The 17,988-nt window shown below is 70.4% G+C and carries 17 protein-coding genes; 2 read left to right on the top strand and 15 right to left on the bottom strand.

The genetic code is table 11. From position 1 onward, the window contains the following. Positions 1-7: 7 nt before the first annotated feature. The 9 genes from lepB (AC1P0E_RS24685) to AC1P0E_RS24645 form a co-directional block, all read right to left on the bottom strand. The gene (gene lepB / locus AC1P0E_RS24685; protein ID WP_482745887.1) at positions 8-919 is read right to left on the bottom strand and encodes a signal peptidase I; all 912 of its coding nucleotides are present in this window, start codon (positions 917-919) and stop codon (positions 8-10) included. Then, positions 846-1,904 (bottom strand): signal peptidase I, encoded by a 1,059-nt coding sequence (lepB, locus tag AC1P0E_RS24680; RefSeq protein WP_482744302.1) that lies wholly within the window; start codon positions 1,902-1,904, stop codon positions 846-848. The genes lepB (AC1P0E_RS24685) and lepB (AC1P0E_RS24680) overlap by 74 nt, the downstream gene beginning before the upstream one ends. Beyond that, a complete protein-coding gene (gene lepB / locus AC1P0E_RS24675; protein ID WP_482744301.1) occupies positions 1,897-2,658 on the bottom strand; it encodes a signal peptidase I in 762 nt (253 codons plus the stop codon). The genes lepB (AC1P0E_RS24680) and lepB (AC1P0E_RS24675) overlap by 8 nt, the downstream gene beginning before the upstream one ends. 46 nt (positions 2,659-2,704) lie before the next feature. Further along, the gene (gene rplS, locus AC1P0E_RS24670; protein ID WP_093798805.1) at positions 2,705-3,055 is read right to left on the bottom strand and encodes a 50S ribosomal protein L19; all 351 of its coding nucleotides are present in this window, start codon (positions 3,053-3,055) and stop codon (positions 2,705-2,707) included. Positions 3,056-3,186: 131 nt separating this feature from the next. Continuing rightward, positions 3,187-4,008, bottom strand: coding sequence for a tRNA (guanosine(37)-N1)-methyltransferase TrmD (gene trmD, locus AC1P0E_RS24665; RefSeq protein WP_482744300.1), 822 nt, complete (start codon positions 4,006-4,008; stop codon positions 3,187-3,189). Then, positions 4,005-4,559, bottom strand: a complete 555-nt coding sequence (gene rimM, locus AC1P0E_RS24660; RefSeq protein ID WP_482744299.1) for a ribosome maturation factor RimM — start codon at positions 4,557-4,559, stop codon at positions 4,005-4,007. The genes trmD and rimM overlap by 4 nt, the downstream gene beginning before the upstream one ends. 97 nt (positions 4,560-4,656) lie before the next feature. Next, on the bottom strand, positions 4,657-4,896 hold the full coding sequence (locus tag AC1P0E_RS24655; protein WP_005311361.1) for an RNA-binding protein: 240 nt from the start codon (positions 4,894-4,896) through the stop codon (positions 4,657-4,659). 2 nt (positions 4,897-4,898) lie between these two features. Beyond that, positions 4,899-5,354, bottom strand: coding sequence for a 30S ribosomal protein S16 (gene rpsP, locus AC1P0E_RS24650; protein ID WP_482744298.1), 456 nt, complete (start codon positions 5,352-5,354; stop codon positions 4,899-4,901). A gap of 229 nt (positions 5,355-5,583) precedes the next feature. Further along, positions 5,584-6,177: a hypothetical protein gene (locus AC1P0E_RS24645; protein ID WP_138901802.1), complete on the bottom strand. Its 594-nt coding sequence runs from the start codon at positions 6,175-6,177 to the stop codon at positions 5,584-5,586. Between the two features lie 518 nt (positions 6,178-6,695). On the opposite strand from AC1P0E_RS24645, the gene AC1P0E_RS24640 reads away from it, so the two are divergent. Continuing rightward, positions 6,696-7,589 carry a methyltransferase domain-containing protein gene (locus AC1P0E_RS24640; RefSeq protein WP_482744297.1) on the top strand — a complete coding sequence of 298 codons (894 nt, stop codon included), beginning with the start codon at positions 6,696-6,698 and terminating at the stop codon, positions 7,587-7,589. A gap of 72 nt (positions 7,590-7,661) precedes the next feature. Here the strand turns inward: AC1P0E_RS24640 and ffh are convergent, their stop codons facing one another. From ffh to nsdA, 5 genes are all read right to left on the bottom strand, one after another. Then, the gene (ffh, locus tag AC1P0E_RS24635; RefSeq protein WP_482744296.1) at positions 7,662-9,215 is read right to left on the bottom strand and encodes a signal recognition particle protein; all 1,554 of its coding nucleotides are present in this window, start codon (positions 9,213-9,215) and stop codon (positions 7,662-7,664) included. A 242-nt stretch (positions 9,216-9,457) separates the two neighbouring features. Then, complete coding sequence (locus AC1P0E_RS24630) at positions 9,458-11,932, bottom strand: [protein-PII] uridylyltransferase (protein WP_482744295.1); 2,475 nt, start codon at positions 11,930-11,932, stop codon at positions 9,458-9,460. 27 nt (positions 11,933-11,959) lie between these two features. Next, complete coding sequence (locus tag AC1P0E_RS24625) at positions 11,960-12,298, bottom strand: P-II family nitrogen regulator (protein ID WP_384344490.1); 339 nt, start codon at positions 12,296-12,298, stop codon at positions 11,960-11,962. Then, a complete protein-coding gene (locus AC1P0E_RS24620) occupies positions 12,295-13,662 on the bottom strand; it encodes an ammonium transporter (protein ID WP_482744294.1) in 1,368 nt (455 codons plus the stop codon). The genes AC1P0E_RS24625 and AC1P0E_RS24620 overlap by 4 nt, the downstream gene beginning before the upstream one ends. A gap of 344 nt (positions 13,663-14,006) precedes the next feature. Next, positions 14,007-15,482 (bottom strand): transcriptional repressor NsdA, encoded by a 1,476-nt coding sequence (gene nsdA, locus AC1P0E_RS24615; protein WP_482744293.1) that lies wholly within the window; start codon positions 15,480-15,482, stop codon positions 14,007-14,009. 426 nt (positions 15,483-15,908) lie between these two features. Here nsdA and AC1P0E_RS24610 point away from each other — a divergent pair, with 426 nt between their 5' ends. Continuing rightward, positions 15,909-16,571, top strand: coding sequence for a bifunctional DNA primase/polymerase (locus AC1P0E_RS24610; protein ID WP_482744292.1), 663 nt, complete (start codon positions 15,909-15,911; stop codon positions 16,569-16,571). Between the two features lie 96 nt (positions 16,572-16,667). Here AC1P0E_RS24610 and ftsY read toward each other — a convergent pair whose 3' ends face one another. Continuing rightward, a complete protein-coding gene (ftsY, locus tag AC1P0E_RS24605; protein WP_482744291.1) occupies positions 16,668-17,891 on the bottom strand; it encodes a signal recognition particle-docking protein FtsY in 1,224 nt (407 codons plus the stop codon). Positions 17,892-17,988 lie beyond the last annotated feature (97 nt).

Below are 17,988 nucleotides of genomic sequence, written 5' to 3'. Positions count from 1 at the left end.
CGGCACCCTACCCGGCGGTACGCCCGCCGGTCAGCCTCCGCCTGCGCCACAGCACCAGCGGCACCGCACCCGCGAGCCCCAGCGCCCCGGGCGCCGCCGTCATCGCGATGCCCGCTGCGTTGAGCCCCTGCTGGTCGAAGGTGCCGGGAACCGACAGCATGGACCAGCGGTTGACCGGCCACGCCACCACGATGGCGCGCCCGACGACCTCGTCGTTCGCGACCGTGCCGTGGCCCGGCAGCTCCTGGTGGTAGCGCGAGTCCAGGGAGTTCTGGCGGTGGTCGCCCATCACCCAGATCCGGCCGTCCGGCACCTTGAGCGGCCCGAAGGGCTCGTCGTTGCACGCGGTGTCACCGGGGAAGATGTACGACTTCTCGTCGAGCACCTTCCCGTTGACCTCGACCGGCCCGTTCTTCTTGCACTCGACCGTGTCCCCGCCGACCGCGATGACCCGCTTGATCAGGTCCTTCTCCTCCGCGGACGGCATCAGGCCGATGAAGCTGAGGAACTTCTGTACGACGTTCGGGTCGGGCGCCGCGGTGTTGTCCAGCCAGCCGCCCGGGTCGTGGAAGACCACGACCTCGCCGCGCTCCGGCTCCGAGCCGAACCACGGCGTCAGCTTGTCGACCAGAACCCGGTCGCCCCGCTGCAAGGTGTTCTGCATCGAGTCCGAAGGGATCGAGAACGCCTGCACCAGGAAGGTCTTGATCAGCAGCGCGAGCAGGAGCGCGATGCCGATCAGCAGCGGCAGCTCCTTCCAGAACGAGCGCGGCTTCCTCGGCCCCGCGCCGTCCCCGATGCTGCTGTTGTCGCTGTCGCTGCTGTTCGGGTCTTCGCCCCGTACGTCATCGCTCACGGCTGCGGGTGACTCCGGTCGTTCCTCGGGCTCGTCGCGTTCGGATCGTGCGCCGACCGCCAAATCCCCCACATCCACTCCTCACTCCGTTCCACCGCCCGCGCCATACCTGGCGCAGGCCCACCACTCCCATAACGAGCGGGAGTTCCGCAGGGGTCGGGAGCAGGATCATCGCGTTCGGATCGTTCGGATCCTGGGACGACACCCTATTCGACGGTCCGGTCGCCGTCGTCGTCCCGCCGCGCGGGTCAGGGACACTCACGTACGTCTCGGGCGCCTCCAGCTTCCGCCAGTGACTGAAGGGCCACCCGATGAAGACGGCCTCCCCGACGACCTCCGCCTCCCCGACCGTGCCCTCGAACTTCTCGTCCAGGTGAAAGCGGGAATCCGCGGAGTTCGACCGGTGGTCCCCCATCACGAACAGCCGCCCGGCGGGCACCTTCACGTCGAACTCCAGCTCGGAGGGACGGTCGCCCGGATTCAGATACGGTTCCGCGAGCGGTACGCCGTTGACCGTGACCCGCCCGTCCTGGTCGCAGCACTTGACGGTGTCCCCGCCGACCGCGACCACCCGCTTGATCAGGTCCTGGTCGTCCTCGGACGGCAGCAGCCCGATGAAGGTCAGGGCTTCCTTGATCTGCTTGACGACCACCGGGTCGTCCTTTATGTCGGTCTTTTCCTCCTGCAGCCAGCCGCCGGGGTCCTTGAAGACCACGACATCACCGCGCTCGGGCTTCGCCCCGAACCACGGTGTCAGCTTGTCGACCAGCACCCGGTCACCGATCCGGATCGTCTGCTCCATGGAGCCCGACGGGATCACGAAAGCCTGCACCAGGAAGGTCTTGAGTACGAGCGCGATCAGCAGCGCCACAGTTATCAGGATCGGTATCTCTTTCACGGCCGACCTCTGCCGCCGCCGCTTCACCCGCCGCGCCAGCTTCCGCCGGTCCGCCCGGCCCGGCAACGCGGGCCCGGTGGTCGGCCGCGTACCCGTGGGCAGCCTGGTGTCCGCACGGTGGCTCGCCCGTGCCCGCCCCCGGTTACCCATGGGACCCGACCGGCCCGGGCGCCGTAACGCGTACAAAGGCGCCGGACTCCTCCAGCGAGGACCAGCGGCCCACCGGCCAGCCGATCCAGTCCGCCCGCCCCACGACCTTTTCGACGGGCACCATGCCGCCGCCGGGCTCACCCAGATGGTCGCGGGAGTCGCGCGAATGCGATCTGTGGTCGCCCATGACCCACAGCGTGCCCTGCGGTACGACGATGTCGAACGGAACACGCGACGGAGCGTCGCCCGGGTACAGGTACTTCTCGTCCACCGGCCGGCCGTTCACCCCGACCCTCCCCCGCTTGTCGCAGCACACGACCCGGTCGCCCCCCACGCCCACCACGCGCTTGATGTAGTCGGTCTCGGCGGGCTCGGCCAGTCCCACGGCCGCGGCCGCCCACCGCAGCAGCCCGGTGACCGGGTTCCCGGAGGGTTCCTCGCGTACGAAGGACCCGGTGCCGTCGAAGACGACGACATCGCCGCGCTGAGGTACGGAACCGAAACGGTACGCCAACTTGTTGACGAGCACCCGGTCGCCGATCTCCAGGGTGGGCTGCATCGAGCCGCTGGGAATCAGGAAGGGCTGCATCACGAAGGTGCTGAAGAGCAGCAGAAAAACCGCGCACGTGGCGCCGAGCAGAGCCGGCCCGCGCCACGGCGTGTCGAGAAAACGCACGGAGCGCGACCCCTCCTCCTGCCCCGTTTCAGGGGCGGAGGAGCGGTCGCGCTCCGTGTCGTGTGCTTCGGTGTCCATCGGGACGTGAGCCTATCCGGCCGGTCCCGGGCGCCGAATGCGCGACTTAGCGGTCGCGCTTCTCCTTGATCTTCGCGGCCTTGCCGCGCAGCTCACGGAGGAAGTACAGCTTCGCGCGGCGGACGTCACCGCGGGAGATGAGCTCGATCTTCTCGAAGATCGGGCTGTGCACGGGGAAGGTGCGCTCGACGCCGACGGAGAAGGAGACCTTGCGGACCGTGAAGGTCTCGCGGACGCCCGAACCCTGGCGGCGGATGACTACGCCCTTGAACTGCTGCACACGCGAGCGGTTGCCCTCGATGACGCGAACGTGGACGTTCACGGTGTCACCCGGGCGGAACGCGGGAAGGTCGGTACGCAGCGATGCGGAGTCGACGGAGTCGAGAAGGCTGGACATGTGAGTCTGCTTCCTCGCCGATGCCACAGGTCATCGACGGAATTCGATAAGAGAGTTTCGGGGTGCTGTCCGCGTCGGGCGGGCGTCGTTCCCCCTGTGGCAGGGGCGCACGCCGGACGTACAGCAGCGGCCTATTCTTCCACGGCCTCGGGGTTACGCCCAAATCGGCCGTCGGGGCCCGGCTGCCAGCCGAGGATGCTCAGCATCTCGCGGTCCTTCTTGTCGAAGGCCTTGGGATCGCAGCGCTCGATCAGGTCCGGCCGGTTGGCCGTCGTCCGCCGCAGCGCCTCGTCCCGCCGCCACCGGGCGATCTTCCCGTGGTGCCCGCTGAGCAGCACGTCCGGGATGCCCCGCTCGCGCCACTCGGGCGGCTTGGTGTAGACGGGGCCTTCGAGGAGGTTGGCCATCGCGCCGGGTGCGAAGGAGTCGTCGCGGTGCGATTCCGCGTTGCCGAGGACGCCGGGCAGCAGCCGGGCGACGGCCTCGGTGATCACCAGTACGGCGGCCTCGCCGCCCGCCAGGACGTAGTCCCCGATGGACACCTCGTACACCGGCATGCGGGTGGCGTACTCGTCGATGACGCGGCGGTCGATGCCCTCGTAACGCGCGGGCGTGAAGACCAGCCAGGGCCGCTCGGAGAGCTCGACGGCGAGTTCCTGGGTGAAGGGGCGGCCGCTGGGCGTGGGCACGACGAGCACCGGGCCGTGCGCCCCGCTCTCGTAGCCGTCCGCCAGGGCGTCGTCGAGGGCGGCGCCCCAGGGCTCGGTCTTCATGACCATGCCGGGGCCGCCGCCGTAGGGGGTGTCGTCGACCGTGTTGTGCCGGTCGTACGTCCAGTCCCTGAGGTCGTGCACGTGTACGCCGAGCTGCCCGCGCGCCCGCGCCTTGCCGACGAGCGAGACGTTCAGCGGCTCCAGGTACTCGGGGAAGATCGTGACGACGTCGAGCCTCATGCCTTGTCGTCCTCGTCCCGCGACGACACGACCTCCGCCTGGCTGTCGTCGATCAGGCCGGGCGGCGGGGTGATGACCGCGCGCTGCTCCTCCAGGTCGATCTCGGCGACGATCTCCTCGACGAAGGGGATCATCACCTCGCTGCCGTCGGGGCGCTTCACGATGAACAGGTCCTGCGAGGGCAGGTGGGTGATCTCCGTGATCCGGCCGATCTCGGTGCCGTCCTCCAGGACGACGTCGAGGTCCATCAGCTGGTGGTCGTAGAACTCCTCCGGGTCCTCCGGAGTCGCCTCCGGGTCGACCTCGGCGATGAGGAGCGTGTTGCGCAGGGCCTCGGCGCCCGTGCGGTCCTTGACCCCCGCGAAGCGCAGCAGCAGCCGGCCGCTGTGCACGCGGCCGGTCTCGACGGTCAGCGGCCCCGCGGAGGCAGGGTCCGTGGCGAGTACGGCGCCGGGCCCGAGCCGCAGCTCCGGCTCGTCCGTACGTACCTCTACCGTCACCTCGCCCTTGATCCCGTGGGCGCGGCCGATCCGTGCGACTACGAGCTGCACTTGATGTTTCTCCTGTCTCACGACTACGGGCCGGGAAGGGCTCCAGAGCCCTTCCCGGCCCGAGCCGGCGTATCTAGGTAAAAACGGCCAACTTTGTTCAGCGGACCTGGTCCACGTCGACGAGGTCGACGCGGATACCACGGCCGCCGATGGCGCCCACGACCGTACGCAGAGCGCGGGCGGTGCGGCCGTTACGGCCGATCACCTTGCCGAGATCGTCCGGGTGAACCCGGACCTCCAGCACGCGTCCGCGGCGCAGGTTGCGCGAGGCGACCTGCACATCGTCGGGGTTGTCGACAATGCCCTTCACGAGGTGCTCAAGAGCCTCCTCGAGCATGCTCAGGCCTCGGTCGACTCAACGGCGGACGACTCTGCAGTCGCAGGAGCCTCGTCAGCCTTCTTGTCGGCCTTCTTCGCCTTCGGGGTGATCGCCTCGCCCTTGGACTCGTCGGTGCCCTCGAGGCCCTTGGCGAACGCGTCGAACGCGGCACGCTTGTCGGCCTTCGGCTCCGGCTGGAGCAGCGGCGCGGGGGCCGGCAGGCCCTTGTGCGCCTGCCAGTCGCCGGTGAGCTTCAGGATGGCCATGACCGGCTCGGTCGGCTGGGCGCCGACGGACAGCCAGTACTGGGCACGCTCCGAGTTGACCTCGATGCGCGAGGGGTTCTGCACCGGGTGGTACAGGCCGATCTCCTCGATGGCCCGGCCGTCACGGCGGGTACGGGAGTCGGCGACGACGATGCGGTAGTGAGGCGAACGGATCTTGCCCAGACGCTTCAGCTTGATCTTGACTGCCACTGGAGTGGTGTCTCCTGGTCTCTGACGTGGTTGGGCACAACGAAGATGCCACGTGGGGTTGCGGTACTCGGGGTGCCCGATGGACGCGTCAGCCGGAGGCGAGAGGGTTCCTGTGCGGCTGTCGAGTACAGCTAGACATTGTGCCACACACCTGTGGCACAGACATCACCCGACCAGCACCCGACCAGCACGGCTCCGCACGGGCGTGAATGGCGTCGGCAATAGGCGGTCAGCTCGCTGCGGCCACCACTTCCGGGATACGGAACGGCTTTCCGCAGCCCCCGCACACGATCGGGGCCTGGGCCAGGACCGAAGGCACGACGCGGACGTTGCGCCCGCAGTCGCAGACGGCCTTGACCCGCACCCCGCCGCCGGACGAACCGTGCCGGGCGGCAGGCCCGCGGAAGGAGCGCTTGGTGTCCGACGCGGTCGCGACCGTGTGCGCCTTGAGGGCGCGCTGGAGCCGCTCGATCGTCGGCCGGTAGCGCCGCCTCGCCTCGGGGTTGAGCGAGACCAGCGAGAAACCGCTGCTCGGGTGCGGCTCCTCGGGGTGGTCGAGGCCCATCTCCTCGGCGATCGCGAGGAATCTGCGGTTGTGGTAGCGGCCGGCGCGGGAGGTGTCACGGACGCCGCGCGCGGCGGCGATGCCGTGGACTGCCTCGTGCAGCAGGCGTTCGAAGGAGAGTTCGGCGCCACAGGCGGACGAGGACTCTCCGATGAGGGATTCGGGCGCGGCTAGGTCTGGCAGCTCGGGGTGGTACCGCTGAATGTCGGCCCACGCCTGCGCCAGCTCTGCGGCGAGAACAGGTGGTGTCGTGCTCACGTCGTGATAACGAGCCGGGGTGCCCCAGTGTTCCTATTCCGGGCCATCCCAAATAATTTGCACGTACCAGTCAGTTGCCATTGATGCGTCCTGACGAGGGCGGGTGCGCTGATCTGCGGAGGACCCGCCCAGCTCGCATCAACCCGGGGCGTACCCGCGCGTACGCCCCGGCGCGTAGACAAAGACCGCACGCCGGGGCATCCGTTGGCCGCTGACGGCGACAGTACCGGGGGCGCGCTTCGCGCCGGGCACTGCCCCGTCCCCGGGGGCCGGACCCCGTACGGCCTCGTGGTCCTTCCCGTGGCGGGATCGGCCCGGCGACGGCACTCTGGAACCTGGATCCGCTCCGGCTCGGGGGCGCACGGCAGGGGCACACAAGCATTGCCTTACGACCCCTGGACTTGATGCCGGATGCGGAGTTCCCTGACTACGGGGAGTACGAGCGCACGCACAGCACGCACACGGGGGAACGTCCACAAGGACACGAATTGACCTCTCGGCGGATTGGGGCGCTTTCGATGACACCTACGCTCGTCCGGCACCACCGGCACGACCCGAACACAGCCTCAGCGCCGGCGACCGACGCGGGCTCGCGCGCCCGCGACTGGGCCGAGATTCAGGAACGGATGCTGGTCCCGCTCTACGAAGCGGCGTACGAGCGGCTCGAGGTGGGCCCCGCCACCCGGCTGCTCGGACTCGGCTGCGGCTCGGGACTCGCCCTGCTGATCGCCGCGTCGCGAGGCGCGCAGGTGACAGGCGTCGAAGCCGATCCCGACCGGGTCGCCCTCGCCCGCGAGCGTCTGCCGGTGGACGCCCCGCGGGACGGCGGCGGCATCGGGGTCCCCCCGGACGGGCCCACGCGCCCCACACGCCTGTACGAAGGCCATTCGGCAGAGGTCTGCGACGGCGCTGCCCCGGCGTACAACCTCATCACCGCCTTCGAACCGCTCGGCTGCGCGGCCGGCGACTCCGAGGGGCTCGCGGCGGCGCTCGAAAGCGCGATACCCCTCGCCGCGCGCGGCAGCGAAGTGGTGCTGGCCGGCTGGGGCCCGCCCGAGCGCTGCGCGACCTCCGCGGTACTGCGGGTCGCTTCCCGGCTGACCGAGACCCTGCGCGCCACCGGCGGCCGCGGCTGGCGGCCCGCGCTCAGGGACGACCTGGAGGACGTGGCCTCGCGGGCCGGTCTCAAACCGGACGGCTCGGGGCGGGTCGCCTGCCCCTTCGGTTACGCCGACATGGACAGCGCCGTACGCGGCCTCCTGTCGACCGGGCTCTTCGATGCGGCCGTACGGGCCACGGATCCGGCGCAGGTGGAGAAGGAACTGACCGAGGCGCTCCACCCCCATGTACGGCGGGACGGAACGGTCTGGATGTCGAACGTCTTCCGCTATCTGATCGCACGTACGCCATGAGCGCATAAGCAGCGTGGGCGCCCGCTCCGGGAAAGGAACGGGCGCCCACGGCGCTGTGCGTACGGTCGCCCGTCAGCCCATGAACTTCTTGAACTCGTCGGGCAGTTCGAAGTCCTTCGCACCCTGACCGGCCGGCAGACCCAGCGCGCCGCCCGACTGCGCGGCCTGCTCGCGGCGCTCGGCCGCGGCCTGCTCCTCGAGCTTGCGCTTCAGCGGGTTGCCGCTCTTGCGCTTGCCCTTGGCCTGCTTCTGCTGCTTCTTCTGACGGCCCGGACCGCCACCCATGCCCGGAATCCCCGGCATACCCGGCATTCCGCCGCCCTGGGCCATCTTCGACATCATCTTGCGCGCCTCGAAGAACCGCTCCACCAGGTTCTTCACGGCGCTGACGTCAACACCCGACCCCTTGGCCACACGGGCCCGGCGCGAGCCGTTGATGATCGTCGGGTCCTGGCGCTCGGCGGGGGTCATCGACTTGATGATCGCGGCGGTACGGTCCACGTCGCGCTCGTCGATATTGGCGATCTGCTCCTTGATCTGCCCCATGCCGGGCATCATGCCGAGCAGCTTGGAGATGGAGCCCATCTTGCGGACCTGCTCCATCTGGGCCAGGAAGTCGTCGAGCGTGAAGTCCTTGCCCTTGCTGCTCGCCAGCTTGGCCGCCATCGCTTCGGCCTCTTGCTGGCTGAAGGTCTGCTCGGCCTTCTCGATCAGCGAGAGCATGTCGCCCATGCCGAGGATGCGGGACGCCATGCGGTCCGGGTGGAACGCGTCGAAGTCGTCCAGCTTCTCGCCGTTGGAGGCGAACATGATCTGGCGGCCGGTCACCTTGGCGATCGACAGCGCGGCGCCACCACGGGCGTCACCGTCGAGCTTGGAGAGCACCACGCCGTCGAAGCCGACGCCGTCGCGGAAGGCCTCGGCGGTGTTGACCGCGTCCTGGCCGATCATCGCGTCGACGACGAACAGGACCTCGTCGGGGCTGACGGCGTCGCGGATGTCCGCGGCCTGCTGCATCAGCTCCTGGTCGATACCGAGGCGGCCCGCGGTGTCGACGATGACGATGTCGTGCTGCTTGTTCTTGGCGTACTCGATCGAGTCCTTGGCGACCTTGACCGGGTCACCGGTGCCGTTGCCCGGCTCCGGCGCGTACACCGCGACACCGGCGCGCTCGGCGACGACGCTCAGCTGGTTGACGGCGTTGGGGCGCTGGAGGTCACAGGCGACCAGGATCGGGGAGTGGCCCTGGGCCTTGAGCCACAGGCCGAGCTTTCCGGCGAGGGTCGTCTTGCCGGCGCCCTGGAGACCCGCGAGCATGATCACGGTGGGCGGGTTCTTGGCGAACCGCAGGCGGCGGGTCTCGCCACCGAGGATGCCGATGAGCTCCTCGTTGACGATCTTGATGACCTGCTGCGCGGGATTCAGCGCCTGTGAGACCTCGGCCCCGGCGGCGCGCTCCTTGATCTGCTTGATGAACGCCCGGACGACGGGCAGCGCGACATCCGCTTCGAGCAGCGCGATACGGATCTCGCGGGCGGTGGCATCGATGTCCGCCTCGCTGAGGCGCCCCTTGCCCCGGAGACTTTTGAAAGTGCTCGCCAAGCGGTCGGAAAGAGTATCGAACACGGCGCTCGTCGGTCCTCAAGGTCGGGGGTGGGGCAGGTCAATCGCCCTCCAGGGTATCCGGACCTCGCCAAGCGGAAGGCCCTCGCCCGTACTAAGCACGGGCGAGGGCTGATCCCCGCAGACGCGGGGAGCGCTTGGACACCCTCTCGGGCCGTCTCGCGGCGACCGGGTCACCCCCGCGTGCACAGGCGACCGCGTACGACACATCAACACACGCACGGGACAGCGGATTACGCCGCCGCTCAGCCCAGGGCCGCTTCCAGAACCCTGGCGACCTCGGCCGCGTCACCGTCCGGTAGCGGGGCGCCCTCCGGCCCTGTGACGTAGAACGCGTCGACCGCGTTCGCGCCCAGCGTCGACACATGCGCGCTGCGCACCCGTACCTTCGCGGCCTCCAGTGCGTGGCCGATGCGGTGCAGCAGCCCGGGGGCGTCCTGGGCGCGTACCTCGATCACCGTCGCGAGGCGGGACCCGGCGGGGGCGACCGTGACGCGGGGCGGCGGGGCCTGGGCGCCGCGCCTGCGCGGGTTCTTCTCGTACGCGCGCTCCCGCTCCGCCAGCCGCGAGGGGATGTCCAGCGAGCCGTCCAGGGCGCGTACGAGATCCGCCCGCAGCCGCGCGGCCTGCGGCAGCGCCCCGTACTCGGCCGCCACCCGCCAGTCGAGCAGCAGTACGCCGGTCCGCGCATCCGAGCCGTCCACCCAGTCCGGCAGCTCGGCGGCCCGCAGCTCAGCCGTGCGTACGGTCAGCCGGTGCATCGCCAGTACGCCGGCCACGGCGGGCAGGACACCGGCCTGGTCCGGTACGGCGATCAGCAGCTCGACGCCCAGCGGTTCCGGCTCCTCCGCCGCGTCGCCCCCATGGCCCTCTGTCTGTGCCCGCAGGGAGAGAACCGGTCCTCCGGTACGGAACGCCTCGACGGCCAGGCGCTCCTGCTCGGCGCTGGGAGCGGCGGGTTCCGGGGCGGCGGGCTCCTCTCCCGCGAGGACTGCGGCGACGCGCTTGACCAGGTCGGTGACGAGTGAGGCGCGCCAGGTGGACCAGGCCGCAGGCCCGGTGGCCAGCGCGTCGGCCTCGGTGAGGGCGTGCAGGAGTTCGAGGGTGCCGGTCGCCCCCACCGCGTCGGCGACCGCGCGGACCGTCGCCGGGTCGTCCAGGTCGCGGCGGGTCGCGGTCTCGATGAGGAGGAGGTGGTGACGTACGAGCGTGGCGATCACCCCGACATCCGCCCGGTCGAAACCGATCCGGGTGGCGATGTCCCGAGCGATGATCTCGCCGGCCACCGAGTGGTCGCCGGGCCAGCCCTTGCCGAAGTCGTGCAGCAGGGCGGCGATCAGCAGCAGGTCGGGGCGGTGGACGCGGCGGGTGAGCGCGGAGGCCCGTACGGCCGTCTCGACCAGGTGCCGGTCGACGGTCCAGGTGTGCACGGGGTTGCGCTGCGGCCGGCACCGCACCCGCTCCCAGTCGGGCAGCAGCCGGGTGATAAGCCCTTCGGCCTCCAGCGCCTCCCACACCGCGATCGTCGCCTCGCCCGCGCCGAGCAGCGTGACGAGTTCCTCGCGCGCCTCGGCCGGCCACGGCACCTGCAGTGGTCGCGCGACGGCCGCCAGGCGGCGTACGGCGTGCAGGGAGACCGGCAGCCCCGACTGCGCCGCCGCGGCGGCGGCCCGCAGCGGGAGCACCGCGTCACGCTCGGGGCGCGCGGTGCGGGCGAGCACCACCTCGCCGTCCTGCTCGACGACGCCCTCCGCGAGCGGGGTGCGTTCGGGGGCGCTCTTGCTGCCGAGCATGGCGCGCAGCCTCGGCCGCACGGACCGGGCGCGCAGGACGCGGTTGACCTCGCGCCAGGTGACGTCGCTGGCGTACGAGACGGTGCGCGCCGCCTCGTACACCTCACGCAGCAGCGTGTCCGCGTCCAGCAGCCCGAGCGCGGCGGCGACCTGGTCCTGCTCCTGGAGCGCGAGGCGGTCGGTGGCGCGGCCGGTGGTGAGGTGCAGTGCGTCGCGTACGTCGAGGAGCCGGCGCCGCGCCGCGTCGAGGCCCTCGCGCGGGGCGTCGGCCAGCCAGGAGGCGGCGACGGCGCGCAGCACGGTGGCGTCGCGCAGCCCGCCGCGGGCCTCCTTGAGGTCGGGTTCGAGGAGGTACTGCAGTTCGCCCTGCCGCACTGCCCGTTCCCGGCAGAGCTCGTGGAGTTCCGGCAGCCGTTTGGGGGCGAGGTTGCGCCAGTCGGCCAGTACGGCGGTGCGCAGTCCGGCGGTGACTCCGAGGTCCCCGGCGATGTGGCGGGCGTCGAGGAGCCCGAGGTGCACCTTGAGGTCCTCGCCGGCGGTCTTACGGGCCTCGGCGGGCGTACGTACGGAATGGTCCAGGGCCACGCCCAGGTCCCAGACCGGGTACCAGACGCGGTCGGCAAGCGCCGCGATGGCGCTCTTCTCCGCGCGGCCGTCGTGCAGCAGCAGCAGGTCCAGGTCGCTGCGCGGCGACAGTTCGCCCCGCCCGTAGCCGCCGACGGCGACGAGTGCCGCGCCGCGTACCCCCGATTCCAGGGCGGCCGTGGTGAACAGTGCTTCCAGCCAGTCGTCGGTCAGCCGGGCGAGACCGGAACGGCGCGACGGCCCGGACCGCGACTTCTCCTGGAGAAGTCGCAGCCGGGCCGCCGCGTAGCCGCTGGGTCCCGAGTCGTCGGCCGGTTCAGTAAGTACTTCCACACTCGTCACCCAGCAGCTCCCGTTTTCACCGTGCGGTCAGAGGGCGTCCGGACCGCGTTCGCCGGTCCGGACCCTGACCGCCGTCTCGACCGGCACGCTCCACACCTTGCCGTCGCCGATCTTGCCGGTACGGGCGGCCTTCACCACCACCTCGATGAGCTGTTCGGCGTCACCGTCCTCGACCAGCACCTCGATCCGGATCTTCGGTACGAGGTCGACGGTGTACTCGGCGCCCCGGTAGACCTCGGTGTGGCCGCGCTGGCGGCCGTATCCGCTGGCCTCGGTGACCGTGAGTCCCTGGACCCCGAAGGCCTGGAGGGCCTCCTTGATCTCGTCGAGCCGGTGCGGCTTCACGACTGCGGTGATGAGCTTCATGCGTCCACCTTCTTGGTCTGCGTCGCGGCGCCGGCCTTGTCGGTCGGGCCCGTCGCCGGGGATACGGCCGTACGGGAGGCCGTACCGCCGCCCGCTCCGCTGAAGTCGTACGCGGTCTCGGCGTGCTCGACCTGGTCGATGCCGGACACCTCGTCGTCCTCGGGGACCCGCATGCCCATCACCTTGTCGATGACGAGGGCGAGGAGCGCGGAGACCACCAGAGAGTAGGCCAGTACCGCGAAGACACCCACGGCCTGCTTGCCGAGCTGGTCGAGTCCGCCGCCGTAGAACAGGCCCTTGGCGTCGGACTGGACGCCGCCGGTGGCGAAGAAGCCGACGAGGAGCGAGCCGACGATGCCGCCGACGAGGTGGACGCCGATGACGTCGAGGGAGTCGTCGTAACCCAGCTTGTACTTGAGGCCGACAGCCATGGCGCACAGCAGACCGGCGATGGCGCCGACGGCGATCGCGCCCAGCGGGCTGACGGAGCCGCCGGCCGGGGTGATCGCGACGAGGCCCGCGACGGCGCCGGAGGCCGCGCCCAGGGTGGTGAACGAGCCGTGCCGGATCTTCTCGTATCCCAGCCAGGCGAGCATGGCGGCGGCGGTGGCGACCTGGGTGTTGAGGAACATCACGGCGCCCACGCCGTCGTCGTTGCCCAGCCAGGAGCCGGCGTTGAAGCCGAACCAGCCGAACCACAGGAGTCCGGCGCCGAGCATCACCAGCGGGAGGCTGTGCGGGCGCATCGGGTCCTTCTTGAAGCCGACGCGCTTGCCGATGACGAGGATGACGCCCAGCGCCGCGGCGCCGGCGTTGATGTGGACGGCCGTACCGCCCGCGAAGTCGATGACGCCCATCTCGAAGAGCCAGCCGCCGGAGCCCCACACCCAGTGCGCGACCGGGAAGTAGACGACGGTGACCCAGAGGGTGACGAACAGCGCCCAAGCGGTGAACTTGACGCGGTCTGCGAGGGCGCCGCTGATGAGGGCGGGGGTGAGGATCGCGAACATCAGCTGGAAGACGGCGAAGACGTAGACCGGGATGGTGTAGCCGTCCCAGAGTTCGGTGACTCCGATGTTGCTCAGTCCGACGTAGTCCGAGGACCAGCCGATGACCGAGCCGACGTCGGTGCCGAAGGCGAGGCTGAAGCCGTACAGCACCCAAAGGATCGTGACGATCCCGAGGCTGATGAAGCTCATCATCAGCATGTTCAGGGTGGACTTGACCCGGACCATGCCTCCGTAGAAGAAGGCCAGGCCCGGAGTCATGAGCATCACCAGGGCGGAACAGATGAGCATGAAGCCGGTATTGGCGGCAGACAGTTCGATCTTGTCTGCGGCGAGCGTCATGATGCCTGGAGGCATCGGCGTCTCCTCGTCGTCGGTGCGGCCCGTGCGGGGGCGGAGCCTGTTGGCCTGATGACCTGTTGGCGTGATCGGCAGCAAAGGGATGAGCCGTTATGCGCCATGAGGTTGGCGCAGCGCCGTTTCCGTCGATGCCCCTCGATGTTTCGCCGCAGTGACGAAGAGGTCGCGCGTGTTACGTACGGGTGAACCGCCGGACCGGGGGCCGTGCGGCCGTTATCGTGTCGCAACCATCAAAAAACCGGCCGCGACCGCCACCCGGTTGACCTGGCGCGGGGGAGCCGAGTCGGGCTTCACGGGGTGGCTGTCGCGGCCGGCGTCTGTGGCGGCCGTCGGCCGGGCCCTCAGACCGCTTCGGCGGCTTCGGGCAGCTGGGCTGCGAGCTGGTCGGTGAGATCCAGGACCTGGGCGACGTCGCCGAAGTCCCTGGCGGCGGTGTCGACGGTCTTGCGGAGCCGGGTGTTGACGCGCTCGGAGCGCACGCGCCGGGCGACGCCGAGGGCCTTTTCGGCCAGTACGACGGACTGCTCGGGCTCGCGCTTGAGCAGGTGCACGGTGGCCATGCCGATGAGGTTGAGTGCGTACGAACGCTGGTGCTCCTCGTCCTTGCCGAAGAGCTCGACGGCACGCTGCATGACGGGCTCGGAGAGCGAGGCGTAGGTGGGGCTGCGGCCGGCGACATAGGCCAGGTCGCGGTACGAGTGGGCGTTCTCGCCGTTGAGCTCGGCCTCGGAGAAGAAGCGGATCCAGTCGGGCTCGGGCTCGCCGTCCAGGCCTGCGTCGGAGAAGGTGTCCTCGGCCATCCGGACCGCTCGTTTGCACTTGCTGGGCTGGCCGATGTTGGCGTAGGCGCGGGCCTCCATCGCATACAGCATGGCCTGGGTCCGGGGCGTGGCGCAGTCGCGGCTTCCGTACTGCGCGAGGTGGATGAGCTCCAGTGCGTCGTCGGGCCGGCCGAGGTGGATCATCTGCCGGCTCATACTCGACAGGACGTACGACCCGAAGGGCTTGTCGCCCGCTTCCTTCGCTGCGTGCAGGGCGAGGACGAAGTACTTCTGGGCCGTGGGCTGCAGGCCCACGTCGTAACTCATCCAGCCGGCCAGCTCGGCCAGCTCGGCGGCGCATTTGAAGAGCCGCTTGGAGGTGGACTCGGGCTGCGACTCCTGGAGCAGGTCGGTGACCTCGTGGAGCTGGCCGACGACCGCCTTGCGCCGCAGTCCGCCGCCGCACTGGGCGTCCCACTGGCGGAACATCATCGTCGTGGACTCCAGCAGGTCCAGCTCCGGCTTGGAGAGCCGGGACGGCCGCCGCGACGATCCGGCCGGTTCCGCGCGGCCGGGCTCCCCGGGAGGCGCCGGCACGAGCCAGCGCTGCATGGGTTCGATGAGGGCGGGTCCCGCCGCGAGCGCCAGTGAGGTGCCGAGGAAGCCGCGCCGCGCGAGCATGAGGTCGCTGCGCGAGAACTCGCTGAGCAGGGCGACCGTCTGCGGACCCGCCCAGGGCAGGTCGACGCCGGACACCGAGGGTGACTGGTGCGCGGAGCGCAGTCCGAGGTCCTCGACGGCGACGACGCTGCCGAAGCGCTCGGAGAACAGCTCGGACAGGATGCGCGGGATCGGCTCGCGCGGCTGTTCGCCGTCCAGCCAGCGGCGCACCCGTGAGGTGTCCGTGCTGATGTGGTGCGCGCCCATCTGGCGGGCCCTGCGGTTCACTTGACGCGCGAGTTCGCCCTTGGACCAGCCGCTGCGCACGAACCACGAACCCAGCTGCTCGTTCGGGCGCTTTCCAGCGTTCGTACCGCCTGCGCCACTGCCGCTCACTGGAACGCCCCCATCCCGCTGAAGCCTCTTTGCCCGAACCCCTGACAGAATGCCGTGAGTTGCGGCCTGTTGTCCCGGGGATGCGCCCCTTCGAACAGGAAACCGGGTTGCCTCCGGCATACCCACCCGCGCGGTCATTCCGGGTTTCGTGTACCGAAAGTAATCCTACGATCACCCCTCCGGCCATGGCGATTCCACAAACGCCACCATTCGCCACCCCATCGAATGAACTCCCCCGCAGTCGGGCGCGATTCACTTGACATACGCCGATCGGGAGTCGGCGGAGCGATGTGCGCCGGGGCGCTCGGACCGGCCCGCACCACCTCCGATGACTCTGTGCGCCGCCGGACCGCCTGGACGGCAGCGGAGCGTAACGGCTTGACTCCAAGTCGTTACCACCGGCGCACTGGACCCGTTGGAGGGGGCATGGGCTTCACGATCGGCTGGGAGACACGGTCCGGCTCACGGCGCCGCGGCCGCATGTCGGACTGCACAACGGTGGCTGAGTACACCGGCCTGTGGGGCTGGGCCGCCGTGCCGGGCGCCAGAGCGTCGGCAGCGGGCTCCGCGGTGCGGGCCTGCTCCTGCGGCGATACGTCGTGCCGGGCGCCCGGCGCCCATCCGCTGGACTTCGCGCCCGAGGTGCCGGCGGGTGCCAGCCTCGACGACGTGACGAAGGTCTGGTCCGACTTCCCCGGTGCCTCGGTGCTGCTGCCCGTGGGGCGTACGTTCGACGTTATCGAGGTCGCCGAGGCCGCGGGGCGGCGGGCGCTCGTACGGCTGGAGCGGATGGGGCTGCCGCTCGGGCCGGTGGCCGCGACGCCGGACGGCCGGGCCCAGTTCTTCGTCGCCCCCGGCGCGGCCGCGGAACTTCCCCGCCTTCTCTACCGGATGGGCTGGGACGACGCGGAGCTCGACCTGTGCGGTCTGGGCCCCGGCGACCACATCACGGCGCCGCCGTCCGACCTGGCCGGCCTGGGTCCGGTCCGCTGGCTCCGCGCCCCGTCCCTGGACACGGACCAGGCGCCGCCGCAGGCACGGCTGCTGCTGGGGACGCTGGCGTACGTGGCGCACCGGTCGCCGGCGTAGGGGTTACGCCGGAGGGGCTGGATGCGCCGCTCAGCGGCGCATCCAGCCCCTCCGGCGTTTGAAGAGCGGGGCCTGGGGCCGCCCCGCCGCACCGCGCTAGTCGCCGATCAGCGCGTCCACGAACGCCTCCGGCTCGAACGGAGCCAGATCGTCCGCGCCCTCACCGAGCCCGATCAGCTTCACCGGTACGCCCAGCTCCCGCTGCACAGCGATCACGATGCCGCCCTTCGCCGTGCCGTCCAGCTTCGTCAGCACGATGCCGGTGATGTCCACGACCTCCGCGAACACCCGCGCCTGCACCAGGCCGTTCTGCCCGGTCGTCGCGTCCAGCACCAGCAGCACCTCGTCGAGCGGGGCGTGCTTCTCCACGACGCGCTTGACCTTGCCGAGCTCGTCCATGAGCCCGGCCTTGGTGTGCAGTCGGCCCGCCGTGTCGATGAGTACGACGTCCGCGCCCTCGGCGATACCTTCCTTCACCGCGTCGAACGCGACCGACGCGGGGTCGCCGCCCTCGGGTCCGCGCACCGTGCGCGCGCCGACCCGGTCGCCCCAGGTCTGGAGCTGGTCGGTGGCGGCCGCGCGGAACGTGTCCGCCGCGCCCAGCACCACGCTGCGGCCGTCGGCCACCAGCACGCGGGCGAGCTTGCCGGTCGTGGTGGTCTTACCGGTGCCGTTGACGCCGACGACCATGACGATGCCCGGGACGTCGGTCGCGCTCTCGGTATGGACCACGCGGTCCATGTCCGTACCGAGCAGGTTCAGCAGCTCCTCGCGGAGCAGGAGACGCAGCTCTTCCGGCGTACGCGTACCGAGCACCCGTACGCGCTCGCGCAGCCGCTCGACCAGTTCCTGGGTCGGGGCCACCCCGACGTCCGCGGTGAGCAGGGTGTCCTCGATCTCCTCCCAGGTGTCCTCGTCGAGGTGTTCGCGGGAGAGCAGGGTCAGCAGACCCTTGCCGAGCGTGTTCTGCGAGCGGGCGAGCCGGGCGCGCAGCCGCACCAGGCGGCCGGCGGTGGGCTCGGGGATCTCGATCTCGGGCGCGACGGGTTCGGCGACGACCGGGTCCTCGAGGGCGACGGGCTCCTCGACGGCGGTCGACGCGTCGGGGAGGTCCACCTCCTCGATGGTCCGGCGCGCCTCGTCGCGCGGTGGCGCCGCGTCCTCGCCGACCTGCGGTTCGGCGGGCGGGGCGGTGATGGTCGGCGTGGTCGGCGGCGCCTGCGGTGGCAGCTGCTTCTTCTTGCGGCTGCTGACCACGAGCCCGCTGATGGCGCCGATCGCGACCAGGGCGATGACTACAGCAAGGATGAGGATTTCCATAACCCACCCAGTATCAGCCACAGCCGTGACGCAGAGCCTTGTCGGAGGATCACACGAGGGCCTTGCGTAGGATTTGGACCTTTTGGGGGGACCGCAC

Source organism: Streptomyces sp. TRD_SC_5, assembly GCF_056836825.1.
This window is presented reverse-complemented; position numbering and strand designations above follow the sequence as displayed.

Bases quoted from the DNA above. Each gene is read 5' to 3' on its own strand.
- lepB (WP_482744302.1), bottom strand. From the start codon at position 1,904: ATGGGTAACCGGGGGCGGGCACGGGCGAGCCACCGTGCGGACACCAGG.
- lepB (WP_482744301.1), bottom strand. From the start codon at position 2,658: ATGGACACCGAAGCACACGACACGGAGCGCGACCGCTCCTCCGCCCCT.
- rplS (WP_093798805.1), bottom strand. From the start codon at position 3,055: ATGTCCAGCCTTCTCGACTCCGTCGACTCCGCATCGCTGCGTACCGAC.
- trmD (WP_482744300.1), bottom strand. From the start codon at position 4,008: ATGAGGCTCGACGTCGTCACGATCTTCCCCGAGTACCTGGAGCCGCTG.
- AC1P0E_RS24655 (WP_005311361.1), bottom strand. From the start codon at position 4,896: ATGCTCGAGGAGGCTCTTGAGCACCTCGTGAAGGGCATTGTCGACAAC.
- AC1P0E_RS24640 (WP_482744297.1), top strand. From the start codon at position 6,696: ATGACACCTACGCTCGTCCGGCACCACCGGCACGACCCGAACACAGCC.
- AC1P0E_RS24625 (WP_384344490.1), bottom strand. From the start codon at position 12,298: ATGAAGCTCATCACCGCAGTCGTGAAGCCGCACCGGCTCGACGAGATC.
- AC1P0E_RS24620 (WP_482744294.1), bottom strand. From the start codon at position 13,662: ATGCCTCCAGGCATCATGACGCTCGCCGCAGACAAGATCGAACTGTCT.
- AC1P0E_RS24610 (WP_482744292.1), top strand. From the start codon at position 15,909: ATGGGCTTCACGATCGGCTGGGAGACACGGTCCGGCTCACGGCGCCGC.
- ftsY (WP_482744291.1), bottom strand. From the start codon at position 17,891: ATGGAAATCCTCATCCTTGCTGTAGTCATCGCCCTGGTCGCGATCGGC.